This is a genomic window from Moorella glycerini, assembly GCF_009735625.1.
Classification (GTDB): domain Bacteria; phylum Bacillota; class DSM-521; order Neomoorellales; family Neomoorellaceae; genus Neomoorella; species Neomoorella glycerini.
Genome location: NZ_CP046244.1, coordinates 3,296,014 through 3,316,301 on the forward strand (window position 1 = coordinate 3,296,014; position 20,288 = coordinate 3,316,301).

18 protein-coding genes are annotated in these 20,288 nt (G+C 51.7%); 7 read left to right on the forward strand and 11 right to left on the reverse strand.

All coding sequences use genetic code 11. The features are described from left to right. Positions 1-13: 13 nt before the first annotated feature. The 6 genes from MGLY_RS16440 to MGLY_RS16465 all read right to left on the reverse strand — a co-directional run bounded on the left by MGLY_RS16440 (position 14) and on the right by MGLY_RS16465 (position 7,367). Positions 14-1,087, reverse strand: coding sequence for a diacylglycerol kinase family protein (locus tag MGLY_RS16440; protein WP_156275697.1), 1,074 nt, complete (start codon positions 1,085-1,087; stop codon positions 14-16). Continuing rightward, entirely contained in the window at positions 1,084-2,040 is a 957-nt protein-coding gene (locus tag MGLY_RS16445) for a sugar-binding transcriptional regulator (RefSeq protein ID WP_170291149.1), read from the reverse strand. Before MGLY_RS16445 ends, MGLY_RS16440 begins: the two co-directional genes overlap by 4 nt. A gap of 275 nt (positions 2,041-2,315) precedes the next feature. Continuing rightward, entirely contained in the window at positions 2,316-3,572 is a 1,257-nt protein-coding gene (locus MGLY_RS16450; RefSeq protein ID WP_156275701.1) for an MBL fold metallo-hydrolase, read from the reverse strand. A 255-nt stretch (positions 3,573-3,827) separates the two neighbouring features. Beyond that, a complete protein-coding gene (gene apgM / locus MGLY_RS16455; protein ID WP_246187515.1) occupies positions 3,828-5,057 on the reverse strand; it encodes a 2,3-bisphosphoglycerate-independent phosphoglycerate mutase in 1,230 nt (409 codons plus the stop codon). Positions 5,058-5,100: 43 nt separating this feature from the next. Beyond that, positions 5,101-5,865, reverse strand: a complete 765-nt coding sequence (locus MGLY_RS16460) for a hypothetical protein (RefSeq protein WP_156275705.1) — start codon at positions 5,863-5,865, stop codon at positions 5,101-5,103. 26 nt (positions 5,866-5,891) lie between these two features. After that, positions 5,892-7,367, reverse strand: a complete 1,476-nt coding sequence (locus MGLY_RS16465; protein WP_211661946.1) for an SLC13 family permease — start codon at positions 7,365-7,367, stop codon at positions 5,892-5,894. Positions 7,368-7,621: 254 nt separating this feature from the next. Here MGLY_RS16465 and MGLY_RS16470 point away from each other — a divergent pair, with 254 nt between their 5' ends. Together MGLY_RS16470 and MGLY_RS16475 are read left to right on the forward strand one after the other, a co-directional pair. Next, positions 7,622-8,842 carry an ISL3 family transposase gene (locus MGLY_RS16470; protein ID WP_156273076.1) on the forward strand — a complete coding sequence of 407 codons (1,221 nt, stop codon included), beginning with the start codon at positions 7,622-7,624 and terminating at the stop codon, positions 8,840-8,842. A gap of 142 nt (positions 8,843-8,984) precedes the next feature. Continuing rightward, entirely contained in the window at positions 8,985-9,914 is a 930-nt protein-coding gene (locus MGLY_RS16475; protein ID WP_156275709.1) for a LysR family transcriptional regulator, read from the forward strand. Here MGLY_RS16475 and MGLY_RS16480 read toward each other — a convergent pair. Next, positions 9,847-10,191 carry an FmdE family protein gene (locus tag MGLY_RS16480; RefSeq protein ID WP_156275712.1) on the reverse strand — a complete coding sequence of 115 codons (345 nt, stop codon included), beginning with the start codon at positions 10,189-10,191 and terminating at the stop codon, positions 9,847-9,849. The two genes, MGLY_RS16475 and MGLY_RS16480, sit on opposite strands and share 68 nt — an antisense overlap. 245 nt (positions 10,192-10,436) lie before the next feature. Here MGLY_RS16480 and MGLY_RS16485 point away from each other — a divergent pair, with 245 nt between their 5' ends. The 5 genes from MGLY_RS16485 (at position 10,437) to MGLY_RS18920 (ending at position 13,928) form a co-directional block, all read left to right on the forward strand. After that, positions 10,437-10,907, forward strand: a complete 471-nt coding sequence (locus MGLY_RS16485) for a hypothetical protein (RefSeq protein ID WP_156275714.1) — start codon at positions 10,437-10,439, stop codon at positions 10,905-10,907. Beyond that, a complete protein-coding gene (locus tag MGLY_RS16490) occupies positions 10,901-11,521 on the forward strand; it encodes an accessory gene regulator ArgB-like protein (RefSeq protein ID WP_170291150.1) in 621 nt (206 codons plus the stop codon). The genes MGLY_RS16485 and MGLY_RS16490 overlap by 7 nt, the downstream gene beginning before the upstream one ends. Positions 11,522-11,539: 18 nt before the next feature. Next, entirely contained in the window at positions 11,540-11,671 is a 132-nt protein-coding gene (locus MGLY_RS18915) for a cyclic lactone autoinducer peptide (protein ID WP_156275718.1), read from the forward strand. Positions 11,672-11,809: 138 nt separating this feature from the next. After that, on the forward strand, positions 11,810-13,483 hold the full coding sequence (locus MGLY_RS16500; protein ID WP_156275723.1) for a bifunctional diguanylate cyclase/phosphohydrolase: 1,674 nt from the start codon (positions 11,810-11,812) through the stop codon (positions 13,481-13,483). Continuing rightward, positions 13,458-13,928: a protease complex subunit PrcB family protein gene (locus MGLY_RS18920; RefSeq protein ID WP_156275725.1), complete on the forward strand. Its 471-nt coding sequence runs from the start codon at positions 13,458-13,460 to the stop codon at positions 13,926-13,928. The genes MGLY_RS16500 and MGLY_RS18920 overlap by 26 nt, the downstream gene beginning before the upstream one ends. Here the strand turns inward: MGLY_RS18920 and MGLY_RS16510 are convergent. The 4 genes from MGLY_RS16510 to glgP form a co-directional block, all read right to left on the reverse strand. Continuing rightward, positions 13,920-15,131, reverse strand: a complete 1,212-nt coding sequence (locus tag MGLY_RS16510; RefSeq protein ID WP_156275727.1) for a S8 family peptidase — start codon at positions 15,129-15,131, stop codon at positions 13,920-13,922. The genes MGLY_RS18920 and MGLY_RS16510 overlap by 9 nt on opposite strands. Positions 15,132-15,223: 92 nt before the next feature. Then, positions 15,224-17,215 carry a 4-alpha-glucanotransferase gene (malQ, locus tag MGLY_RS16515; RefSeq protein WP_246187369.1) on the reverse strand — a complete coding sequence of 664 codons (1,992 nt, stop codon included), beginning with the start codon at positions 17,213-17,215 and terminating at the stop codon, positions 15,224-15,226. Positions 17,216-17,335: 120 nt separating this feature from the next. After that, positions 17,336-17,692: a CBS domain-containing protein gene (locus MGLY_RS16520; RefSeq protein WP_156275731.1), complete on the reverse strand. Its 357-nt coding sequence runs from the start codon at positions 17,690-17,692 to the stop codon at positions 17,336-17,338. A gap of 31 nt (positions 17,693-17,723) precedes the next feature. Continuing rightward, positions 17,724-20,279 (reverse strand): alpha-glucan family phosphorylase, encoded by a 2,556-nt coding sequence (gene glgP, locus MGLY_RS16525; protein ID WP_156275733.1) that lies wholly within the window; start codon positions 20,277-20,279, stop codon positions 17,724-17,726. Positions 20,280-20,288 lie beyond the last annotated feature (9 nt).

The following is a 20,288-nucleotide window of genomic DNA, read 5'->3' on the forward strand; positions in this document are numbered from 1 at the left end:
TGGACTGCGGCCATCAATGTTTGTTAACTGGCTTGAGACAGGTTACCAGGCCAGTATCTACTGCCACCGTCACTTCTTGCTCCATACTTACTTTGCTTAAGGGATTGCCATCGACGCAGATTACAGTATTATTGAGTAAACCTTTTACTGCTACCCTGTCGCCGGTAAACAAACTGAAGCAGCGGGTTGTTACCGGTTCTAAAGCCTCCATTTTGCCGGCGTCAAGGTTAATCCGCGTTAAGGGTTTATCGGCCACCACCAGCGCTGCTGGCGCCCTTGCCAGGGCTGTTAGACAGACACCCCCGGCTACTGCCTTGCCGATATAACGCTCATCAACTGTGCCAATAATTATTTGGCCTGCTTCGCAACCTCTAGCTACCAGCAACGATTGCTGATTGCGCCTCAGCCAGACTTCCGTTTCCGGCCCGCCAACCGGCCTGACTGTACCCTGCTCATGTCGGCCTACCATCATGGCCGCTGCATCGACATCCAGCCGTTGGCCCTGCACCGTGGCTGGAACGGTAAAGCCAAAGGTACAATCATTAAATCCTACCCCTAAAATTTCGTCAGTAACTCCAGCCACCAGCGCCGGAGGATTAAAGGGCTGCAAAGACTGGAACCACTGGTCGAGCTGCGCCGCAGTAGCGCCAGCTAATTCCTCACCTTTAAAGGCGACAAGCGCCCCGACGTTGGTCGTCCCAATCCCCACACCCAAAAGCCGAATCTTAGTTTTCAGGCCACCAGCCGGTAACATCTTTTGAGCTAATAGAATGCCCAGCGCAGCATCAGCCAGGGTACCATCTCCCCCCATAACCACTAAAACTTCTGCTCCCGCCTGATAGGCCAACCGCACGGCTGTGACAGTTTCGTCGCGATTACCCCTTGGCGTTATAGCCAGGGTTACAAGCGGTAAATTATTTTCCCGGGCGATAATCGCTGCCAGCGATTCCTCTGGAACTAGCACCGCCGTTACGGGCATGAGAGCCCTTAAACCTGAAAATAGCCGCGGTAAAAGGGTAGCAACAAACGAGCGATTATATGCCGGGCCACGGCCAGCTTGCAGATTGAGTATTAGGCCAATTTTCACTCTGTTCTATCCTCCCTGGCACTGCGCATTAACTCCTCGGCCGTGCTGAGGTCTGTAACCAGGATATTGATCCACCGGCCGCGCAGGGCTCCCAGGATGCTTCGTACTTTTTCAGGCCCACCTGCCACTCCGATTACAGTAGGCACTTGTTGCAGCATCTCTAAATCCACAGCGATAATGCGTTCGTTTACCGGTGCCTGGCATAGACGACCGTATCCATTGAAGAAGCGGGCACAAATATCCCCCACTGCCCCCTGGTGCATCAAAGCAAGAACGTCGTTGTCGCCAAAGTAATTAGTCGATAACATGGGGGACACGGATATGGGCGGCCCAATACCCACTACCGCTACTGTAACCTGGGACCACAAACCTATTTCTGTGCTTAAACTGGAATCGTTAATTAACGCTTTTTTAACTTCAGCAGAGCCTACCAGGGCCGGAGCATGAAGGGCGTAGGCCGTACCACCAAAAGCCTGGGCAATCATATGGGCCAATTCATTAACCTGGAAATGACGCGGCAATTGGCCCATTCCACCTAACAACGGAACCACCTGGACTGCCCTTGGGGTTACGCCGTTGAGATTTATTGCCAGCTCATAAAGGGTAGCACCCCAGGAAATACCAAGTACATCGCCTCCCTTGAGAATTTCATTGAGCAGGCCTGCCGCCGCTAAACCGATTGCCCGCCTGGAAGTACGCTCGGAAACCCCGCTCGGTGTTATGACACAAGCCTTAAGATTAAAGCGCCGCTGTAAAGCCCTGGCAAGATCTTGGTCATGGTCATAAGGATTAATCACACGAATTTCCACAAAACCTTCTTTACGGGCCCTTTCAAGCAAGCGGGAAACAGTAGATCGCGAAAGTTGCATTTCAGTGGCAATTTCTTGTTGATTTAGACCTTCTTCATAATATAACCGGGCTACCCGGATGATGTTTTTCGCCTCGCTATTCATATTATATCTCCTCAATTTGCACATTTGTGCTGGTAATGTGTTCACGTTAAAAGTATATTCGCTATGTTTTGCTTAATTCCTGCTAATATTAAATAAAAAATTGACTCCTCGTCCTGGGCAACTTTTACCCATGAAAGGAGTCCACCTTGATCGACCATGCCATTAAGCCTTAATGCAGCACACTGATACTGGGCTTTAAACTCTAAAACGTCTCTAAACCGTACAGTAAGCGCTACTGAACTGGCTTGTACTGGGATGAACTGTTATTTTTATTTTTACAGATTTATAATCTCGCCTATATGGGGAACGATGGCTTTAACCCCTTTCTGACGGAGCAGACGAGCCAGTTCCATCCCTTTTTCGCGTGCCACATGGGTTATAATTACCGCTGGATCGCCTTTTATCCTCCCTAACATATCCTCGATGTCTTTCCGATCTGGGTGGACTTTCCACGTGAGCATAATTACTCTGGCCTTGATCCCATCTAGTGTACCCTTTAGGACCTGCTCGCCCTTCGTTCCCTCGTATAAGAAGCCCGTAAAAATTATGGTATTTTTTTCTGAGGTTCCTAAGTAGTCTATCAGTTCCTTTGTCGCGTCGGAGCTACCCATGGCATCGGTAGCCAATATTATAGCCCGTTCCTTCTGGCCCATTTCTAAAGGGCGGTGAAATTCTTTAACTTTTTCGTTGTAAACGATATTTATTATTTCCCCCGGACATTTCATTCCGCTGCTTTCCTGGTCCCGCAGGAGATTTCTTAATGACTCAAGAATAGGAGCCTCCACATATATAGGCACCTCAGCCACCAGTTCGCGGTTTAATAACACCAGGATCTCTTGGGAACGTCCAACACGGGGAACGGGTAGAAGGACGCTTCCCCCGTTACTAACCGTAGCTGTAATTGTTCCCAAGAGCTGTTCATAAATATTATTCTGCCTTACAACAGCAACTCCATAGGCTGCGTCCAATACTATGGCGTCAGTATGGCCGCTGAACTGAACATGAGGAAATAGAAGGCTCGATGGACACCAATCACCTGTGTATATTATTCTTTTTCCCTTTACCGCAATATCAAACCAGGCCGAACCCGGTACATGGCCACTGGAATTAAGGTAAATCTCACTTTCTTTAATTTCCACTTTCTCGCCAAAGCCAACTGCGCATAGGGGTAAAGAGAGTATATCCTCTGTTTGGTAAGGCTTTTTGTGCCCTGCATTATCAATTGCCTGCAACCAAGCAGTACAGCTTTTGGCAACCTCCGGTACGACCCAATGGTGCGTGTATATCGGCCTTCGAATTCCCAGTTTACTCAGTAGAGGCAGGGCACCACAGTGATCTTCATGAGCGTGGCTCAACAAAGTGGCTTCAATACCATTTAAAAGATTAACTTCCCAGTGAGGATATTCTCCCGCTTCAGAAGCAGTAAATGTACGTTTAACGCCGCAATCTAGTAGTATAAGGCAATTTCCTTCTTGCAACAAAAAACAGGAACGTCCTTGCTCGGATACTCCACCCCAGCAGTGTAATTTCAACGTACGTTTACCTCCTGTTACCGCAAAGGTTTAGCAAGAAAATAGCCCTAATCAAGTGCTATTTTCATGATTGATTGTGCCCCTCTGGGCATGGCCGGTTAGTACGAAAATAGCCCTATTTTCATGTTTGGTTGTGCCTCCCGGGCATGGCCGGGTAGAACAAAATCTCGCTTCATCCTACTTATTTGAGTGTTCTTTTGTTTATTATTCTTTTGGCAGCATGCCGGTGAGTAACATTAAGGGCAAAACTCTATTTTATGCCCCCAATTTAGATGTAAAGCCTAGCAAATCCATAAGAACATTGAAAAAGGCCGAACCGGTAATTCTACCTAGTCCACCCCCAGCGCAACTTCTCTCTCCGAAATAGGTCTGAAAGTCGCTGCGTACAGCAGGGCCCCATATAGCCGTTGGCACCGGGTCCCCTGAATGATCACGTACGCTACATGGAGTGGAGTGATCGCAGGTTATAGCTACGTGAACCCCTGCCGGCAAACCTTCCATCAAGGCCCCCACCAGCAAGTCTAATTTTTCTACGACCTTTATCTTGAGGTCCCATCTTCCATCATGGCCTGCTAAATCTGCGGCCTTAACATGAATTATTACTAGATCGACTTTATTTACTAAATCGAGAGCTAGTCGGGCTTTGGCGACAGGATCAAAATCATAGGAGCCGGTTATACCTTCACCTGAAAAAATATCTAACCCAACCATTTTTCCTATTGCAAGCACTGTCTTTTCACCGGCTACAAGAGCCCCTTTAATCCCTTTATAACGCTTGGCGAGAGGAGGGATAGTATTGATAATCCCCGCGCCGCGCGTCAGGATGGCATTGGCTGGCGGCAATCCTGCCGCCTCTCTGGCGAGGTTGACCGGGTGCCTTCTTAATTTTTCTTGCGCTATATCGAGGAACTCTTGGAGTAATCGAGCAGTTTTGGCGGCTTCAGGCGTGTTGTCCAACGGGTAAATCTTACGCATTGGCCGTCCTTCACAAGCAGTACCGGGATCCGAATCGGAGACAGCCGGGCTTAATCCGGACCCGCGGAGTGCCAGTACAGCTCTATGTTCCGTCCCGGGAGCGAAAAAGGCGACCGTATCTTCACCCAAGCATATGTTGTTAAGGGAGGAGGCTAGCTCACTTGTTCCTTCCCTTATGCGGCCAGCCCTCCTGTCAACTACCAGACCCTGCTCATCGATGGTAGCAAAATTGCACCTAAAAGCCACGTCGCCCGCCTCAAGCTGTAACCCGGCCCCCAAGGCCTCAATAGGCCCACGACCTTTATAGTATTTAAAGGGATCGTACCCTAAAGCACACAGCGTTCCTACATCCGTACCACAAGGAACACCTGGAGCGTAAGGGTCCACTATGCCAACTATACCGCCATAAGCCAGCCGATCCAGGTTGGGGGTGCTGGCCGCTTCTAATGGGGTCTTCCCGTCCAACTCTAAAATAGGACGGTCCCCAAGACCGTCCGCGATTATTAACATACCTCTTGTCTTCACCGACTACATCTCCTTGTAAGTGTTATTATTACCTGATTGAAAGAACCAGGTGCCTCCGGAAATATAAGAAAGCTCCGGCAATAAACACGCTTGCCACCCAAAAAACCACTGTCCGGGCAACGGATAGGCCTTTAACATAGTTGAATTCAAGGCTGACAGAGGATCCCGTGGGAATGGCCGGAGTATCCTTTTTCCCGGACATATCTACAATTATGCTCCCCGAATTCTTATCTCGTGTTACTTTAAAATCTTTCTTGGGCGAAGTGACGTTGAACACCTCATAACCTGGTGGCAAAACAACGCTAAAAGTGTATTTCCCTATACCAAACGGAGTGTTGTTCTTAAAGTTGTAAGTAAAATTTCTGAGATCGCCCCTCGCTGTTGGACCACCTTCTGCGCTCGCTTCACTTTTCGTTTCTTTAAAGAGATCCGGCACAAGATAAATTACTCTAAGACTTATTTCTTTACCTTCGTTGTTGCCTGTGACATTCCATTGGTACCATTTATTGCCGCCATATTTTACTTCCTTGGGATTGGGTTCCTCTATTGCTGCACCTGTAGCCTCAGTTTGCAGCCACTTAGCCTTTAAAGCAGGCTGGGGTAAAACTATAGTCCCTTCGGGTCCGAGCTTCCCTTTCCAGGTAACTTCTAGTTTTGCCTCACTGCCGGATGTAGCCATTATCTTTTCTTGTAGTTCACTGGTAATTTGCTCCGCTTGCGCCACCGGTGCCTGCCAGACCAATAAAATCAGCACGAGGGGGATAACAATTAGTAATATAAATAGCCTCTTCACGGTGCACCCTCTCCTTGTCTTGGCCTTTAATATAAACCAATCCATCTAAACCACGTCAAAGCGGCCAGGCACATAAATGCCCATTTTACGAGCAACACGATTATTCCGTAGAAGAGCTGGTTAGTAACGGTGAACTGGCCTGTCGAATAGAAAATCAGATTCGGTTTGCAATTAGGAGGCAATGTAATGCTGTCAGCAATGGTGAAGGCTGCCGGCAGCGCTAAAGCCAGCGGGCTGTAACCCGTCACTTTGGCCAGTTGGATTATGGCCGGTATTAAAATCACAGTACGTACTGTCTTGGAGGTAAAAATTATATGGCTGAAACTCGCTATAAATAATACTGCTGCGAATACCAGTATAAACGGCTGCTGTGATAAGTTGGCCACTCCAAAAATACGGTCGAGCGCCCAAGCAGCGATGTTCGATTTTTCTATGGCCATACCTGCCGCGTAGGCTCCACAGCTAAAAATCATAAGATCCCAGGGGATCTTGGTTTCTTTCCAGCTCAGCAAACCTGTCAGATACATAAGAGTTGCAGCCAGAATAGCCACCATCACGAGAGAGATATTAAATCCAAACATCTTTATATGATAAGGGCCCGTGGCCCATAGGAACACTGTAAGGACGAAGATGCCAAGCGCCTTCCATTCCTCTTTATTCAAGTGCCCCATATTTTTCAATTCTGCTCCCATTTCTTCTATTCTTTGACCCCGGGGAGTGCTGACCTCTGGCGGATAGAGCAAAAGATCGATAAAGTAACTAGATATCAAAGTAATGAAAGCTATAGGCATGGAGGCCAGTAACCATTGCCCCCAGCTTACGTTAATACCTGCAAGGTCTTTAATCAGTCCTACGGCCATTATTTGCGGAGCGGTAGCCGTCAATATGCCGGAGGTGCTAATATTATTTGCCTGAAGCTCTTGAATCATCAATAATCTGCCAAAATTAGATCTGCCAGGGATAGCTCCATACGCCTCGGCCAGGACTACGGCCAGGGGCAACATGATAGCCGCTCGCGCCGTAGTGGAGGGGACAACAAAGGTAATTATAAAATTGGTAACAATCATTACCAAAAGAGCCATCTTGGCCGTCTTACCGAATCTCGTTATCATAAACAATGCGAACCTTTTGGCTAATCCCGTTTTTTCCTTACCCGAGGTAATAATAAAGGCCGCCACCATGAGCCATATCACGTCATACCCGAAAACACCAAGAATAGAGTTCTCATCCCACGCTCCTGTGACTGCCAGCAAAAAAATAGCTACCAGAGCTGTTACGTACACAGGAATAGCTTCTGAAACCCACAGAACCAGGGCTAAAGAGAATACCGCAGCGGCAGCTTTGCCCTGCATCGTTACTCCTACCGGCGTAGGCATAGTGTAAAATAAGGTAAAAACTATAACGGCTAGGGGCAAGCCTAAATAGGTGAGCCATTTTTCCAAAGGGCTCTTCTGCCTTTCTGGTAATAAATTTTTGGGGCCGATTTTTTCACTCATCGTCATGCCTTTAAACCTTACCTCCTTTACATTTGTTGCATGATCGCAACCTCATTTTTCTGGCTCCTCGCTATTTCGTGTGGGTAAAACCAATTATCGAAAAGGAAGTAAATTATTTCTAGCATGTTGAGATTCCATAAATGGTAATTTTAGCCTACAAGACTTGCTAACATTTATGTAAATAAATGACAACAAGAAGGAATATCGCCTTATAGTGTAGAAATGCTGGTCAATACTGGTGGTAAAGGAAGTGGCCAGCATTGCCCGACCAAAACGCCTTATTTGCCCATGCCCTGGGTCTAACCCCTCCCTGGAAGGTTACCGAAGTTATTTTCTCAAAACAAAAAGGGTGCCTCGATATCCATGTTGATTTTGAGCGCGGTGCAAGCTTTAATTGTCCAGTCTGCGGCAAACCTGGAGCCAAAGCCTATGATACGGAGAAGCAGGTTTGGCGCCATCTGGACTTCTTTCAATATCAAGCCTTCATCATCGCCCGTGTACCCCGGGTAGAGTGTAAACACGGCTGCGGGGTCAGGCGAGTTGAGGTACCCTGGGCTCAAGGGGAGGGCGGGTTTACCCTCTTGTTTGAAGCCCAGCTCATGCGCCTGGCCAAAGATATGCCTATGGCTGCCGTAGCCAGATTATTAAACGAACACGATACCCGGCTGTGGCGGGTAGTAAAACATTACGTGGTGGCCGGCAGAGCCAAGGCCGACTTTAGTGGTGTAACCCGCATCGGTATCGATGAAACCTCCGCCCGGAAAGGACACGATTATATCACCCTGTTTGTGGATTTAGATAAGGGCGCATTACTGTTTGCCACCCCGGGCAGAGCTAAGGATACCATTGCCGCTTTTGTAGAAGATTTTATCCAGCATAACGGTAATCCAGAAGCCATTAAGGAAGTGTGCTGCGACCTTTCACCGGCATTTATTGCCGGCCTTAAGGAGCACCTTTCCCATGCCACCATAGTTTTAGACCGTTATCACCTCATGCAAATAGTCAATCAGGCCCTTGATGAAGTACGACGCCAGGAGAGCCGGGAGACAGACCTTTTAAAGAAGACCCGTTATCAATGGCTTAAGAACCCTGCCAATCTGACCAGTAAACAAAAAGCAAGCATAGAGGCCCTTAGCCGTTGCCATCTAAAAACCGGGCGAGCCTATCGCATCAAGCTGGCCTTCCAGGATCTTTTTAACCAGCCTGATCGGAAGAGTGGCGAAGCCCATCTCAAGCGGTGGTATTTCTGGGCGACCCATTGCCGCCTGCAACCGATGATTGAGGCTGCTAAAACGATTAAACGCCACTGGGAAGGAGTGCTAAGTTGGTTTAACAGCCGTATTTCTAACGGCCTCCTGGAGGGTACCAACAGTCTATTGCAAGCTGGAAAAGCAAAGGCTCGTGGCTATCGTAATAAGGCTAACTTTATTACCATCTCTTATCTTATTGCTGGTAACCTGGATTTTGGTTTACCCACTTGATGTAGCGAGGAGCCATTTTTCTTCTGAAGCTACGTCATGTCCTTTCAAGTAAAAGTCTATTAGAAGGAATTTAGACGTACAATACCGAATTATTTATCTGCGCGATAAGATAAATCTTATCAAACGGAGAGGGATACAGTAAATGACTTTAAAACAGCTACGCACTTTCTGTAGTGTAATGGAAGAGGGGTCTTTCCACGGCGCTGCGGACCGCTTGTTCATGACTCAACCTGCCGTAAGCCAACAGATAAGTGCTCTGGAACAATATTGTGGAACTAAATTATTAGTGCGGGGGGGTAAGAAACTTTCCCTAACCCCGGAAGGTCGCTTTTTGTATGAGCTAGCAAAACAAATTTTATCCGCTATCGATGAGATTCCCATGAGGTTTGAAAAGGCCCGTAGTGCCGGTACGAAGGCTATATCTATAGGGGCTTCCAGTTTAACAGGAACCTATATATTACCCCTTGCTATAAACAAATACAGGCAATTATACCCTGGCGACAAGATCTCTCTCGAGATTGGTTATGCCCGAGATATAATTGAAAAGCTTCGCGAGTGCAAACTTGATTTCGCCTTTTTAGGGGAAAATCCCGGCTGGGCAGAAGGCGAAGAATTAGAGTTTCTGCCGGTAGGGAAGGATAAACTGGTGTTTGTTGTTTGGCCCGGGCACAGGTGGGTCGACCGGGATATGGTTATGCCCGCAGAATTACTGGAGGAAACCTTTATCCATTCCAAGCAAGGTTCTGGTATGCGCGCGTTGGTTGAAGCCTATCTTCAAAAAGAGGGGGTAGGGAAGCCCAACTCAATAGTAGAAATGGGTAATATTGAAGCTATTAAAAAAGGAGTGGCAAGCCGACTAGGCGTAACAATTGTAAGCTATTTTGGCGTCCGCGAAGAAATCTTGAGAAAAGAATTAATATCGATACCTCTCTTCCGGTTAGATAAGGTATGCAGGGATTTCGTTTTGGTACACCATAAAAATCATAAAATGAACAGTTCTGATATTAACTTGTATGAAATATTGAGGGAGGTTGTAGTAAAAGCAGATCCAGTTTTACATGTTCCGTTTTAAATATTTCCTCCTCCGGCGCTTCCAGGATATGTTGTAAACGCTGTTGCTGGTAACGGCCGTAAAGCTCCTTTTCCACAGTTGTGGCCTGGCCGCTGAAAATGCGCGCCCGCAGGTCCCTGTAGGCCTCGTCTTCCTTACGGCCGCCACTTTTTAAAGCGACCCTGACGGCAGCGCCCGTCTTCCTATCGCCTATAGTAAATACATGCTTGCCGTAGTCCCGGTAAAGGAGATTGCCTTTCCCCAGGGTGCAGCCGGTAAGGACCTGGCTGGCATCCACGCCGTAGTAACGGGGTTAAATCATACTTAACCCTCCATCCCCCTTATTCTCCCCGCTTTTCCTCCACATCAACTCCGCTTTTGTGCTTGTTTTCACAATTAAGTATGGTTTAATTTTCTCGCAAGAGCTGGTTAACGCCAATTGCCGAGGGGCAAGATAACTTTGCTTTTTTTTGGCAGGAGAAAAGTCTTTCCTGTCGAATAAGCTTTTCATGGGGAAAAAACCGGCGGTCGAGGTGTCCTAAAATGTTTAAGGAAAGTTTTCCAAATATAATATATGCTTTGCTCCTCCAGGATTTTCCCGAGAGCCTGGTACTAACGATGGCGGTCTTTAGCCTTTTGAACCTGCGGATAAAAGATAGAAAGGTTCTTGCCATTGCCCTGTTGCAGACCCTCACCAACCTGGTACGCCTTCTGCCCATCACCTTTGGCGTGCATTCGGTAATTTTGATCTTATCCTTAGCTGCCTATACCCGGCTTTTCACCCGCGCCCAACTGTCCAAAATATTTTTGGCCGTCCTGCTCTGCTTTGCTCTTATAGCCACCGCCGAGCTTATTTACTCGCAACCCCTTTTAAACCTTACCGGGTTGGAATATGAGGAAGTCTTCGCCAATCCTTTTTTGCGAGCAGCCTTTGCCCTCCCCTACACAGTACTATTGTTGATCCTGGCTTTAGTCAAGAATTATTATAACCAAAAGAGGGGATTGGTTTGTTAAGGCTTAACCTGACCCGACCGGCGGCAGCCTACTTAAAGGAGAAGCTCAATTTAACCCCCGATGAAGAAGAGATCGCCATCTATGGGCTGCAAGTTATCATCTATCCCCTCATAAGCTTGCTGTCCATCAGCCTGGTAGGCTGGCTGTTAGGCTGCCTGTATACCACCCTGGCCGCTACCTTAACGGCAGCTTTCCTGCGCCTGTGGTCCGGCGGGGCCCACAGCCGGTCGCCCCTAACGTGCACCCTGCTGGGGGCATTTGTTTCCCCGGCCCTAGGGAAAATATCTCTAGTGTTGGCGCCTCTTTTGAGCCCTTTTCACCTATTATTAACAATTATCCTGGGTTCGCTCTTATCCTTGTTCTTCGTCGGGCGCCTGGCCCCGGTTGATTCTCCGGCCAAACCCCTTCTTTCCCCCCAATACCGCCAGAGAATGCGGCGTTTATCCATCACCAGCGTTTTTTTAATCGCCGCCGTACAAATTACCCTGCTGGCTACGGCCGAGGCCCCGGCCGTAGTCCTGGCCCTGAGCCTGGGTCTATGGTGGCAGACCTTTACTTTGACCAGGGCGGGACACCGGTTTGCCACTCTCATAGACGAAATAATCTCAGCGTAAGCAGGGAGGTGAAAGAGGATGAAGCGTTTACTTAACCGCCTTTTGCCTGCCGCATTCAGCGTCTTGGTCTTTGCCGCTGCTATTGGAGTCAAGCCAACTTGTGTATTCTTTTTCCATCAGCCCGAGGTGCCCAGGTCCCTCCGCAAATAGGTGGCTCTTCAGAATAATCTGTACCGGGAAGCCCCGCCCTTCCCGGTACCCATTTTTGAGGAATTGCGGGGGCTCGCTGCTCCAGGCAAATGAAAGAGATGACGTCTCAGCTTTAACTCTGGCAAGGGAGAAGCGTCGATGCGTAAATGGGAGCAAAAGAGGGCGCAAGAGATATCCGAGTATATTTTAGTTACCCATATCGTCAGCCTTTTGATTTTTTTAATGATCGTTTTCAGCTTCTACAATCTACCCTTAGGCTTTCATCTGCGTTTGTACTTGCTATTTATGTTTATTATTTTCGCTGCAACAATCATAGCGTATACTGCCAGCAAACTCCTCCCCAGAATAACCAATCTGGAACAGCCGCAGATAGATGAGATTTTGCTGCTGGCCGTCATTTTCCCGTTGGCCTTTATCTTTCTCTGGTACAGCCATAATTTTTTCGGGGCCAAGGTTTTGATCTTGGTCCCCTCCATAATCGCCGCCACCAGCCTGGGCAAGCTGGGGGGGACAGCGGCCGCTGTTGTGGCCAGCGCACTCCTTTTTTTTCTGGATTACCGCTTGCACAACCACTTGCCTCCCGAAATTTTCCAAACGAACTCTCTCATCACCAGCGTTAATCTCCTGCTCACCTGGCTGGTGGGCGGGCTGATGGAAGTAGAAAGGAAAACCCGGCAGGAGTTGCTCCAGCTTGCCGATTACGATCAATTAACCGGACTGCACAACCACCGCTACCTGCAAGAAAAGCTGGCCCTAACCTTGCAAAAAGCGGCAGCGGAAAATCTTCCTGTATCCTTTGCCTTATTAGACATCGATCAATTTAAGTACTTTAATACGGTTTACGGTTACCAGAAGGGGGATGAAATTTTAGCCAACATCGGGCAATTATTAGGGGAGGAAATCAAAGAGCCGTGTTATGCAGCCCGCTACGGCGGGGATGAATTCGCCCTTATTTTTCCAGGGAAAGAAAAAAGCGAGGCCGCCAGGGTGACTTTCTATATTAAAGAAAAAATAGTGAGCCGCGCCAACATCTCCTTGCTGGAGAACGAAAGCACGCCGCCTTTCAAGCCTTTTACCATTGTTGTTGGCTTAGCGAGTTACCCGGCTGACGCTGACGGGATTTCTTCTCTGGTGAGGGCGGCAGAAAATGACCTTTACAGAGGCAAGTACTCGCGAGGCGACGCTTACCTTTATTATTCTATAATCAGCGAGATAACCCACTTAAAAGTCAAGGAGGCCTTCCCTACCCTCCAGACCCTGGTGGCGCTGATAAATATCAAAGACCGCTACACCTTCGGTCATTCGGAGAGGGTTATGTCTTACTCTCTAGCCCTAGCGAAAAAATTACCCCTCTCCGAGGAAGAAAAAGATACCTTGCGCTACGGTGCCTATTTACACGACCTTGGGAAGATCGAAGTCGAGAGCGCCATCCTAAATAAAACAGGCTTTTTAACCGCAAGAGAATGGGAGATCATGAAAATGCATACAATATATGGTAGCGAAATAGTCAAACCTTTACTATTTTTCCAAGATATATCACCGATTATTCGCTCCCATCATGAAAACTACGATGGCTCTGGCTATCCGGATGGCTTAAAGGGAGAGGAGATCCCGCTCCCGGCGCGCATTGTGCGCCTGGCCGACAGCTTCGATGCCATGACTACCGACCGCCCCTACAAAAAGGCGCTGACCTTTTCCCAGGCCAGCCAAGAATTGCAGCGGTATGCTGGTAGCCACTACGACCCCTTGCTCGTAGACCTTTTTCTGGAAGCGGTGAAAGAAGCATATGAAAAACGGCAGAACTATCTGTAGAAAGGGTGTGGGGGTGTCCGGCCCGAAAAAATCTGCTGCTATACCTTTTCGTCTCCTGCCCGATCCCGGTTCCTGGGCCATACCTTCCCCGGAAGCGCTTTTTTTGGTGCTCACTGAACAAAACTATCAAACGTATTACCCTGCAGCCCCCGAGGGAGCAGACTTCCTCCAAAATGTTTATCTCCTAGCCTGCTGGGGAATAAAACCCAATCCCGGTTATAAGCTCTCCATTTCGCAGATAGCCCAACATGCGCGGGAAGTCATTATAAGCATAAAGTTTATCGAGCCGGAACCCCCTAAATTTTATCCCCAGGTTGTCACTAGCCCCCTCGTGGTCTCTGAGGTAGCTAAAGCTGCTTTTTCTCCCCGCGGGCTGCTAACTTTTATCTTTATGGCAGAAAAGGGTTTGGAACTAGCCCGCCTCGAAACTAATGTTTCACCGTAAAGCCTTATAGGCGTTAGCCCGCCCTATAGGCGGATCAAAGCCCCCTGCGGGATCCGCCCCTTCTTCGATCCTCTTCCTTACCTCCACATTGCTCAAGCCAGGATACTTGGCCCAGACTAAAGCCGCTATTCCGGCCACGTGCGGGCTGGCCATAGAGGTCCCTGACAGGTAGTCGTAGCCCAGGGCTATGCCATAATTGTGAATATAGTTGTCGTGGTTGGGGGTGGTAGAAAAGATGTTTAAACCCGGTGCGGCAATGTCCACCCAGGGCCCATAATTAGAAAAGAACGTGCGGCTGTCGTTTTCGTCTGTAGCTCCTACTGCGATGCAATTGGTATAAAAAGCGGGATAAAAAGGAGCTGAAGAATTGTCATTGCCGGCCGCGGCAACCAGGACCACTCCCTGGCTCCAAGCATAATTAATAGCTTTTTCTAATACCTTAGACGGCCTGTTGCTACCGGCGCTAATATTAATAACCCTGGCCCCATTTTTTGTGGCCCATATAATACCTTTGGCCAGCCAGCTATAGTAACCGCTCCCGTCATCGCCCAATACTTTAACGTTCATGAGGCTGCACTTAAAGCCGACACCTGCCACCCCTTTGCCGTTGTTGGTGGCTGCTGCAGCGATTCCCGCCACGTGAGTACCATGACCGAATTTGTCATCTACCGTCTTGCTGCGGGTAAAATTAACGTTGGCCGCAATTTGGGAGCTCAGGTCTTCGTGATCCTGGTCAATCCCGGAATCTAGAATGGCGATTTTCACTTCCCGGCTCCCCTTGGTCACCTTCCAGGCATCCGGTGCCTGAATCTTGGCCATTCCCCACTGTTTCTCAAAATAGGGATCATCAGGAATGAAAACGGCGCGGGCTATGTAGTCTGGCTCGGCAAATTCTACCTGGGGGTTGCGACTGTAATTGGCCACCTTCTCCCCGGCTTTTCCCTTTGCTACTTTAACTACTTCTATTCCTATCTCAGGGATAGCGTCGATTATCTGGGCATCATTTTGAACATGCACCCTCTCCTTAACGTCTGGAGGGATGCCGGGTTTAAATTTAACGAGAATCTGCTCTGCCGCGTGGGTATCATCCTGCCCGGGAATTAAAAAGGGGTCGGTGGCCGAGAAACTGCTAGTAGAAGCGAATAGTAAAGTTAAAATTAAACCTGCTAAAGATAAAAACAAACGCGTCCACAACTTTTGCAAAGCCTATCCTCTCCTTTCCGTTAAAACTGGATAGTGTCCTCAAGACAGCGCCCCTGCCGGGCGTGGTCAATAATAGCTTCCCGCCAGGGAAACTATTCCTCTGCAGCACCGCGCCAGTAGTTAACTTCTTGCAAGAGAGATATTACTCCTGCATTCCGGGTGAACTCTTCCAGGCTGTAGCGAGCTTTACGCCGCCAGTTGGGGTAATGGACCTCCGTGCCCGGGATATTCTGAGGCTCCGTTTCCAGCCACAGGTCCTCCAGGTTGACCAGGAGCAAATGCGCCGGGCTGGCGGCCAGGTACGCCAGGCATCCCCGCAGGAGACTATCGGTCGCTGTAGTCGGCACCTGCAAAAAGCCGCGGTTATATAAGAAGACCGGTAAGGCCGCGCGCTGGCGGCCGCTCTTTTGCCCTTCCCGCCTGAAGGCGGCAAAGGGCGGCATATCATGGGTGTTCAGGCAGGCCAGGCTCTCGCGAGGTACCGGCCTCAGGGCCCGGCCCGGATTTCCTGTATGCTCCGCGGCCAGGACATACATGCGCTTAATCTTGTGCCTGGTCATGGCCTGGCGCACGTAACCCGGCACTGTTCCCAGGTCTTCGCCCACCAGGATAGCCTTGTGGCGCCGGGACTCCAGCGCCAGGATGGCGTAAAATTCCCCGGCGTGGTAGCGAACATAAACTCCCTCCGTGGCCGCCAGCCCCTGGGGTATCCAATAGAGGCGGTGGAGCCCCATGACGTGGTCGAGGCGCAAGATACCGGCGTGGCGCAGGTGATGGCGCAGGCAGGCGATGTAATAGCGGTAGCCGTCTTCCCGGATCCCCTCCGGGTGCAGGGGGGGAAACCCCCAGTCCTGCCCCTGGCGAAAAAAGGTATCCGGCGGGGCGCCGCTGCTGGCCGCCAGGACGAAATTCCGGCGATGGCGCCAGACATCATAACCCTCACGGTGAACCCCCAGGGGCAGGTCCAGGTATAAGCCCGGGCCGGAGCGCCGCGCGCGGGTCGCCAGGGCTTGCACCTGCCGCTGGGCCTGCCACTGGACGTAGAGGTGATATTGCATGGCTTCCGTATCGTAATCGCCTTCTTTAAGGCAACCCTCCCGCATGCGGGAGGGCCACTCAGTCCAAGCGGCGCGCTGTTTTTCGACGGCGGCCCGGAAACGGGCGTAGTCCCGGGCTGCCGGCTTGCCGGCCAGCCAGGCCTCCATCTCCGCTCGCCCGCCGGTGTCGCTGGCAAAAAAATGGCGGGCACAAAGGGCCAGCAACCGTCTTTTCAGGCCCATCCCCCGGCGATAGTCGACCAGGCGCCCGGCCCGCAGAGAGGCGATCTCCTCCCGTACCGCCGCCGAGTTCAGCAAATCTCCAACTTCCCGGCACTGCCGTGCCTCTTCCAGGCGGGAAATATCCAGGTAAAACTCGTTCCAGAAAAGGCGGCTGACCGGCTGGTAGGGGCTGGGATCAAAGGGTTCATCCAGGAAAGCCGCCAGCAGCGGTAAAGTGCCGGTGAAGCTGCCCCCCAGTTTTTTGACCCAGAGGGATAAGGCCTCCAGGTCGCCAAAATCCCCTGCCCCTATGCTCCGGCGTGAATGAAGGGCATAGAGGGGCAAAAAACAGCCCCAAAGGTGTTCTCCCTGGCCTGCTGCCGGGTACCAGGCTTGGGCAGGGGCGGCAATAATCAATACCTTCCTGGTAAGGCCGGGCAGGGATATTTGGAGGTGGTGGTAGCCCCAGGGCAACCGCGCGGGAAGGTTGAGCTGCCGGGCTACAAAGGCTACCCCTTCCACCTCGCTGACCCGGATTAGCGGTAGGCGGTCCAAGTCGATTACCTGCTGCCACAAGCGCCCGTCTTCCAGGCGCAGCCTGCATTCCAGGGGTCCGGCCGCCCTCCCGGCGGGGAGGCGCAGCTCCAGGCGCGGCGGCCGGCCGGCCCAGGCCACGGCTACCGGCTCGCAGAAACGCCGCCAGTATTGCAGCCGCCCTTCCCGCAGGGCGCCGGCAAGGTCCCCCGGACGCGCCACCGCCACCCCCAGGGCCCGCAGCACCGCCAGTAACGCTTCCGGGCCGGCCGCCCGCAATTTACCCTCCACGTCGCAATAGGCTGGCTCTACCCCATACAGGCGGCATAACCGGTACAAAAGACGCAACCATTTTCCTGACGAAATCTCCTTCATCCCCCCAGGCAGCTATATCCTCGCAGACATTATTATTTATCTCCTGGCCATGGCGGCCACAATGTTGGCCCGGCTAATGATGCCCACCAGGCGGCCGTTACTGTAAACAGGTACCCGTTTGATTTTATTTTCATGTAAAACAGCGGCCACCTCTTCTACCGGCGTCTCGGCGTCGACGGCGATGACCTCCCGGGTCATAATATCCCGTACCAGCTCGCCATTCTTTAAACCGATTAAATCCCCTTCCGTTACGATTCCCACCACGCGATTGCCCTCATCGCATACCGGCACCCCGCTGATCTTGTGCTCCGCCAGCAATCTGGTCAGCTCGTAAATCCGGGCCGAGGCATTGATTACTATTACTTCCGTGGTCATGATATCCCTGGCCAGCATAATATTTTCCCCCCTTTCCGCAAAAAAATTTTTATCCCCACAGGATCAGACCGGCCTGCAGCGGATGGGCCAGGTCAACATGGTAGGGTAACACCCGCACGTTATAGCCCTGGCGCCCGGCCCGGCGGCAAGGAATCGCGCCGCTATATAAGTACCTGCCTTCACCCAGCTCCTCTTCCAGCTTCATTGTTTCCTTTTCGGCAGCCGTTATTTCTGCCGCCGCCTCCAGCAAGCCGTAGTAGATTTCTACCTTTACGTCAGGCGGCTGCAATTCACCCAAAAAAATCCAGGCGCGCACGGTTAAAGTGCTCCCGAGATCCAGCTCCCCACCCCCATCATCTTCTACCCTTTCGACTCGCACGCGGGGCCAACCCGCCTGCACCCTGTTCTTCCAGGCAGCGAGATTCCTGGCCCTCTCCTGTCTCCCCGCTTCCAGGCGCTGGTAAAGGGCGGCCGCCGGGAGGTAAAACTGCCGGCTGTACTCCTGCACCATGCGGTGGGTGTTGAAAACAGGCCCGTAGGTCTTGATGGACTTTTTCATCCTCTCCAGCCAGCCTGCCGGCAAACCTTCCTCGTCGCGCGTGTAAAAAAGAGGGATAATCTCCTTTTCCAGCAAGTCATAAAGCTGTGCTGCTTCCACGGCATCCTGGTAAGGAACATCATCAAAAACCTCTCCCCGGCCGATGGCCCATCCTGTAGCCGGGGTCCAGGCTTCATCCCACCAGCCGTCCATGGTGCTGACGTGAAGGGCGCCGTTGAGAACCGCCTTCATGCCGCTGGTACTGCTGGCTTCCAGGGGCCGGCGCGGGTTGCCCAGCCAGATATCGACGCCCCCGACAAGGCAACGGGCCATCTCCAGATCATAATCTTCCAGGAAGACCACGGAGCGACGAAACTCTTTCCGCCCGGCATAAGCTACAATTTGCTGGATCAGTTTTTTCCCTTCTTCATCACCGGGATGGGCCTTGCCGGCAAAAATGATCTGGACCGGCCGCTGCGGGTCGCCGAGAATCCGCGCCAGGCGTTCCGGGTCGCTGAAAAGAAGGGCCGGCCGCTTGTAAGCAGCAAAGCGGCGGGCAAAGCCAATGGTTAAGGCGCGAGGATGCAGGACTTCCGTCGCGGCGGCAATCTCCAGCGAGCCCGACCCCCTGGCCTCCAGTTGCGCCGCCAGCTTTCTCCTGGCATAAACCACCAGTTCTTCGCGCTGCTCTTCGTGGGCTTGCCACAGTTCCCGGGCCGGTATATGCTCCACGCCGGCCCAACTGGCCGCCTCCGCCGGTTCTTCCCGCCAGCCGGGGCCAAGGTAGCAGTCGTAAAGGGCGGCCATCCTGCTTCCTACCCAGCTGGGGGTATGAACGCCGTTGGTAATGGCCCCGATAGGGATCTCTTCTTCCGGTACTTCTGGCCACAGGTTCCGCCACATCCTCCGGGCCGTCCTGCCGTGGAGGCGGCTGACGCCGTTGGCCCAGGCCGACAGGCGCAGGGCCAGGACGGCCATATTGAAAGGCTCCTGCTGGTTATTGGGATCCTGGCGGCCCAAAGCCAGGAATTCCTGGCGGGAAAGCCCCAGCGACTGGTAGTAGCCGGTAAAGTACTTGTCCATCAAATAGGGTGGAAAGAGGTCGATACCGGCTGCCACCGGGGTATGGGTGGTAAAGATGTGGCCGCTGGCGGCCAGCTCCCGGGCCGCGGCAAAATCCAGGCCGTGCTTTTCTTTTAACTGGCGGATGCGTTCCAGGGCGAGGAAAGCCGAATGGCCTTCGTTTAAATGGCAGATTGTTGTTTCCCTGCCCAAAGCCGCCAGCGCTCGTACCCCGCCAATACCCAGGAGGATTTCCTGCTGGATGCGCTTTTCCAGGTCACCGCCGTAAAGCCGGTCGGTAATGCCGCGGTCGCTTTCCCAATTGTCCCGGCAATCGGCGTCCAGGAGGTAGAGGTTCAGGCGGCCGACCCTGGCCCGCCAAACCTGCGCCTTAACCTCCCGGTCGGGGAAAGCCACCTGAACGGTAAGGGGAGTGCCGTCGGCCCGGCGTTCCAGTTCCAGGGGCAAGTCATAGAAATTATAACGGGGATAAAGCTCCTGCTGCCGGCCCTGGCGGTCGAGGCGCTGGCGGAAGTAGCCTTCCCGATACAGGAGGCTGACGCCTGCCAGGGGCAGGCCTAGATCGCTGGCTGATTTCAAAAGATCCCCTGCCAGAAGGCCCAGGCCTCCGGCATAAATGGGCAGGGCCGCGCTCAAGCCAAACTCGGCTGAGAAATAGGCGATAGCCACATTTCCGCTCAGGTTATGCTCTTGGAGCCAGGTAACCTGGCGCTCCTGGTAGGCCAGGTGCTCCTGCCAGACCCTTTCCACTTCCCTGGTATAATCGCCGTCCCCGGCGTAGGCCTGTAACCTTTCCTGCGGCAAGAGGTGCAGGAAGAGGACGGGATTGTGTCCGGCTTCTTCCCACAGCCCGGGATCAAGGCGACGGAAAAGGTAGGCTGTTTCCTGTTCTCGACGCCAGTAGAGGTTTAAGGCCAGTTCCAGGAGGGGCCGGAGCTTCTCCGGTAAACTTAGCCGCACATAAAACGAATGGGGTGGATGCATCTTCACCTC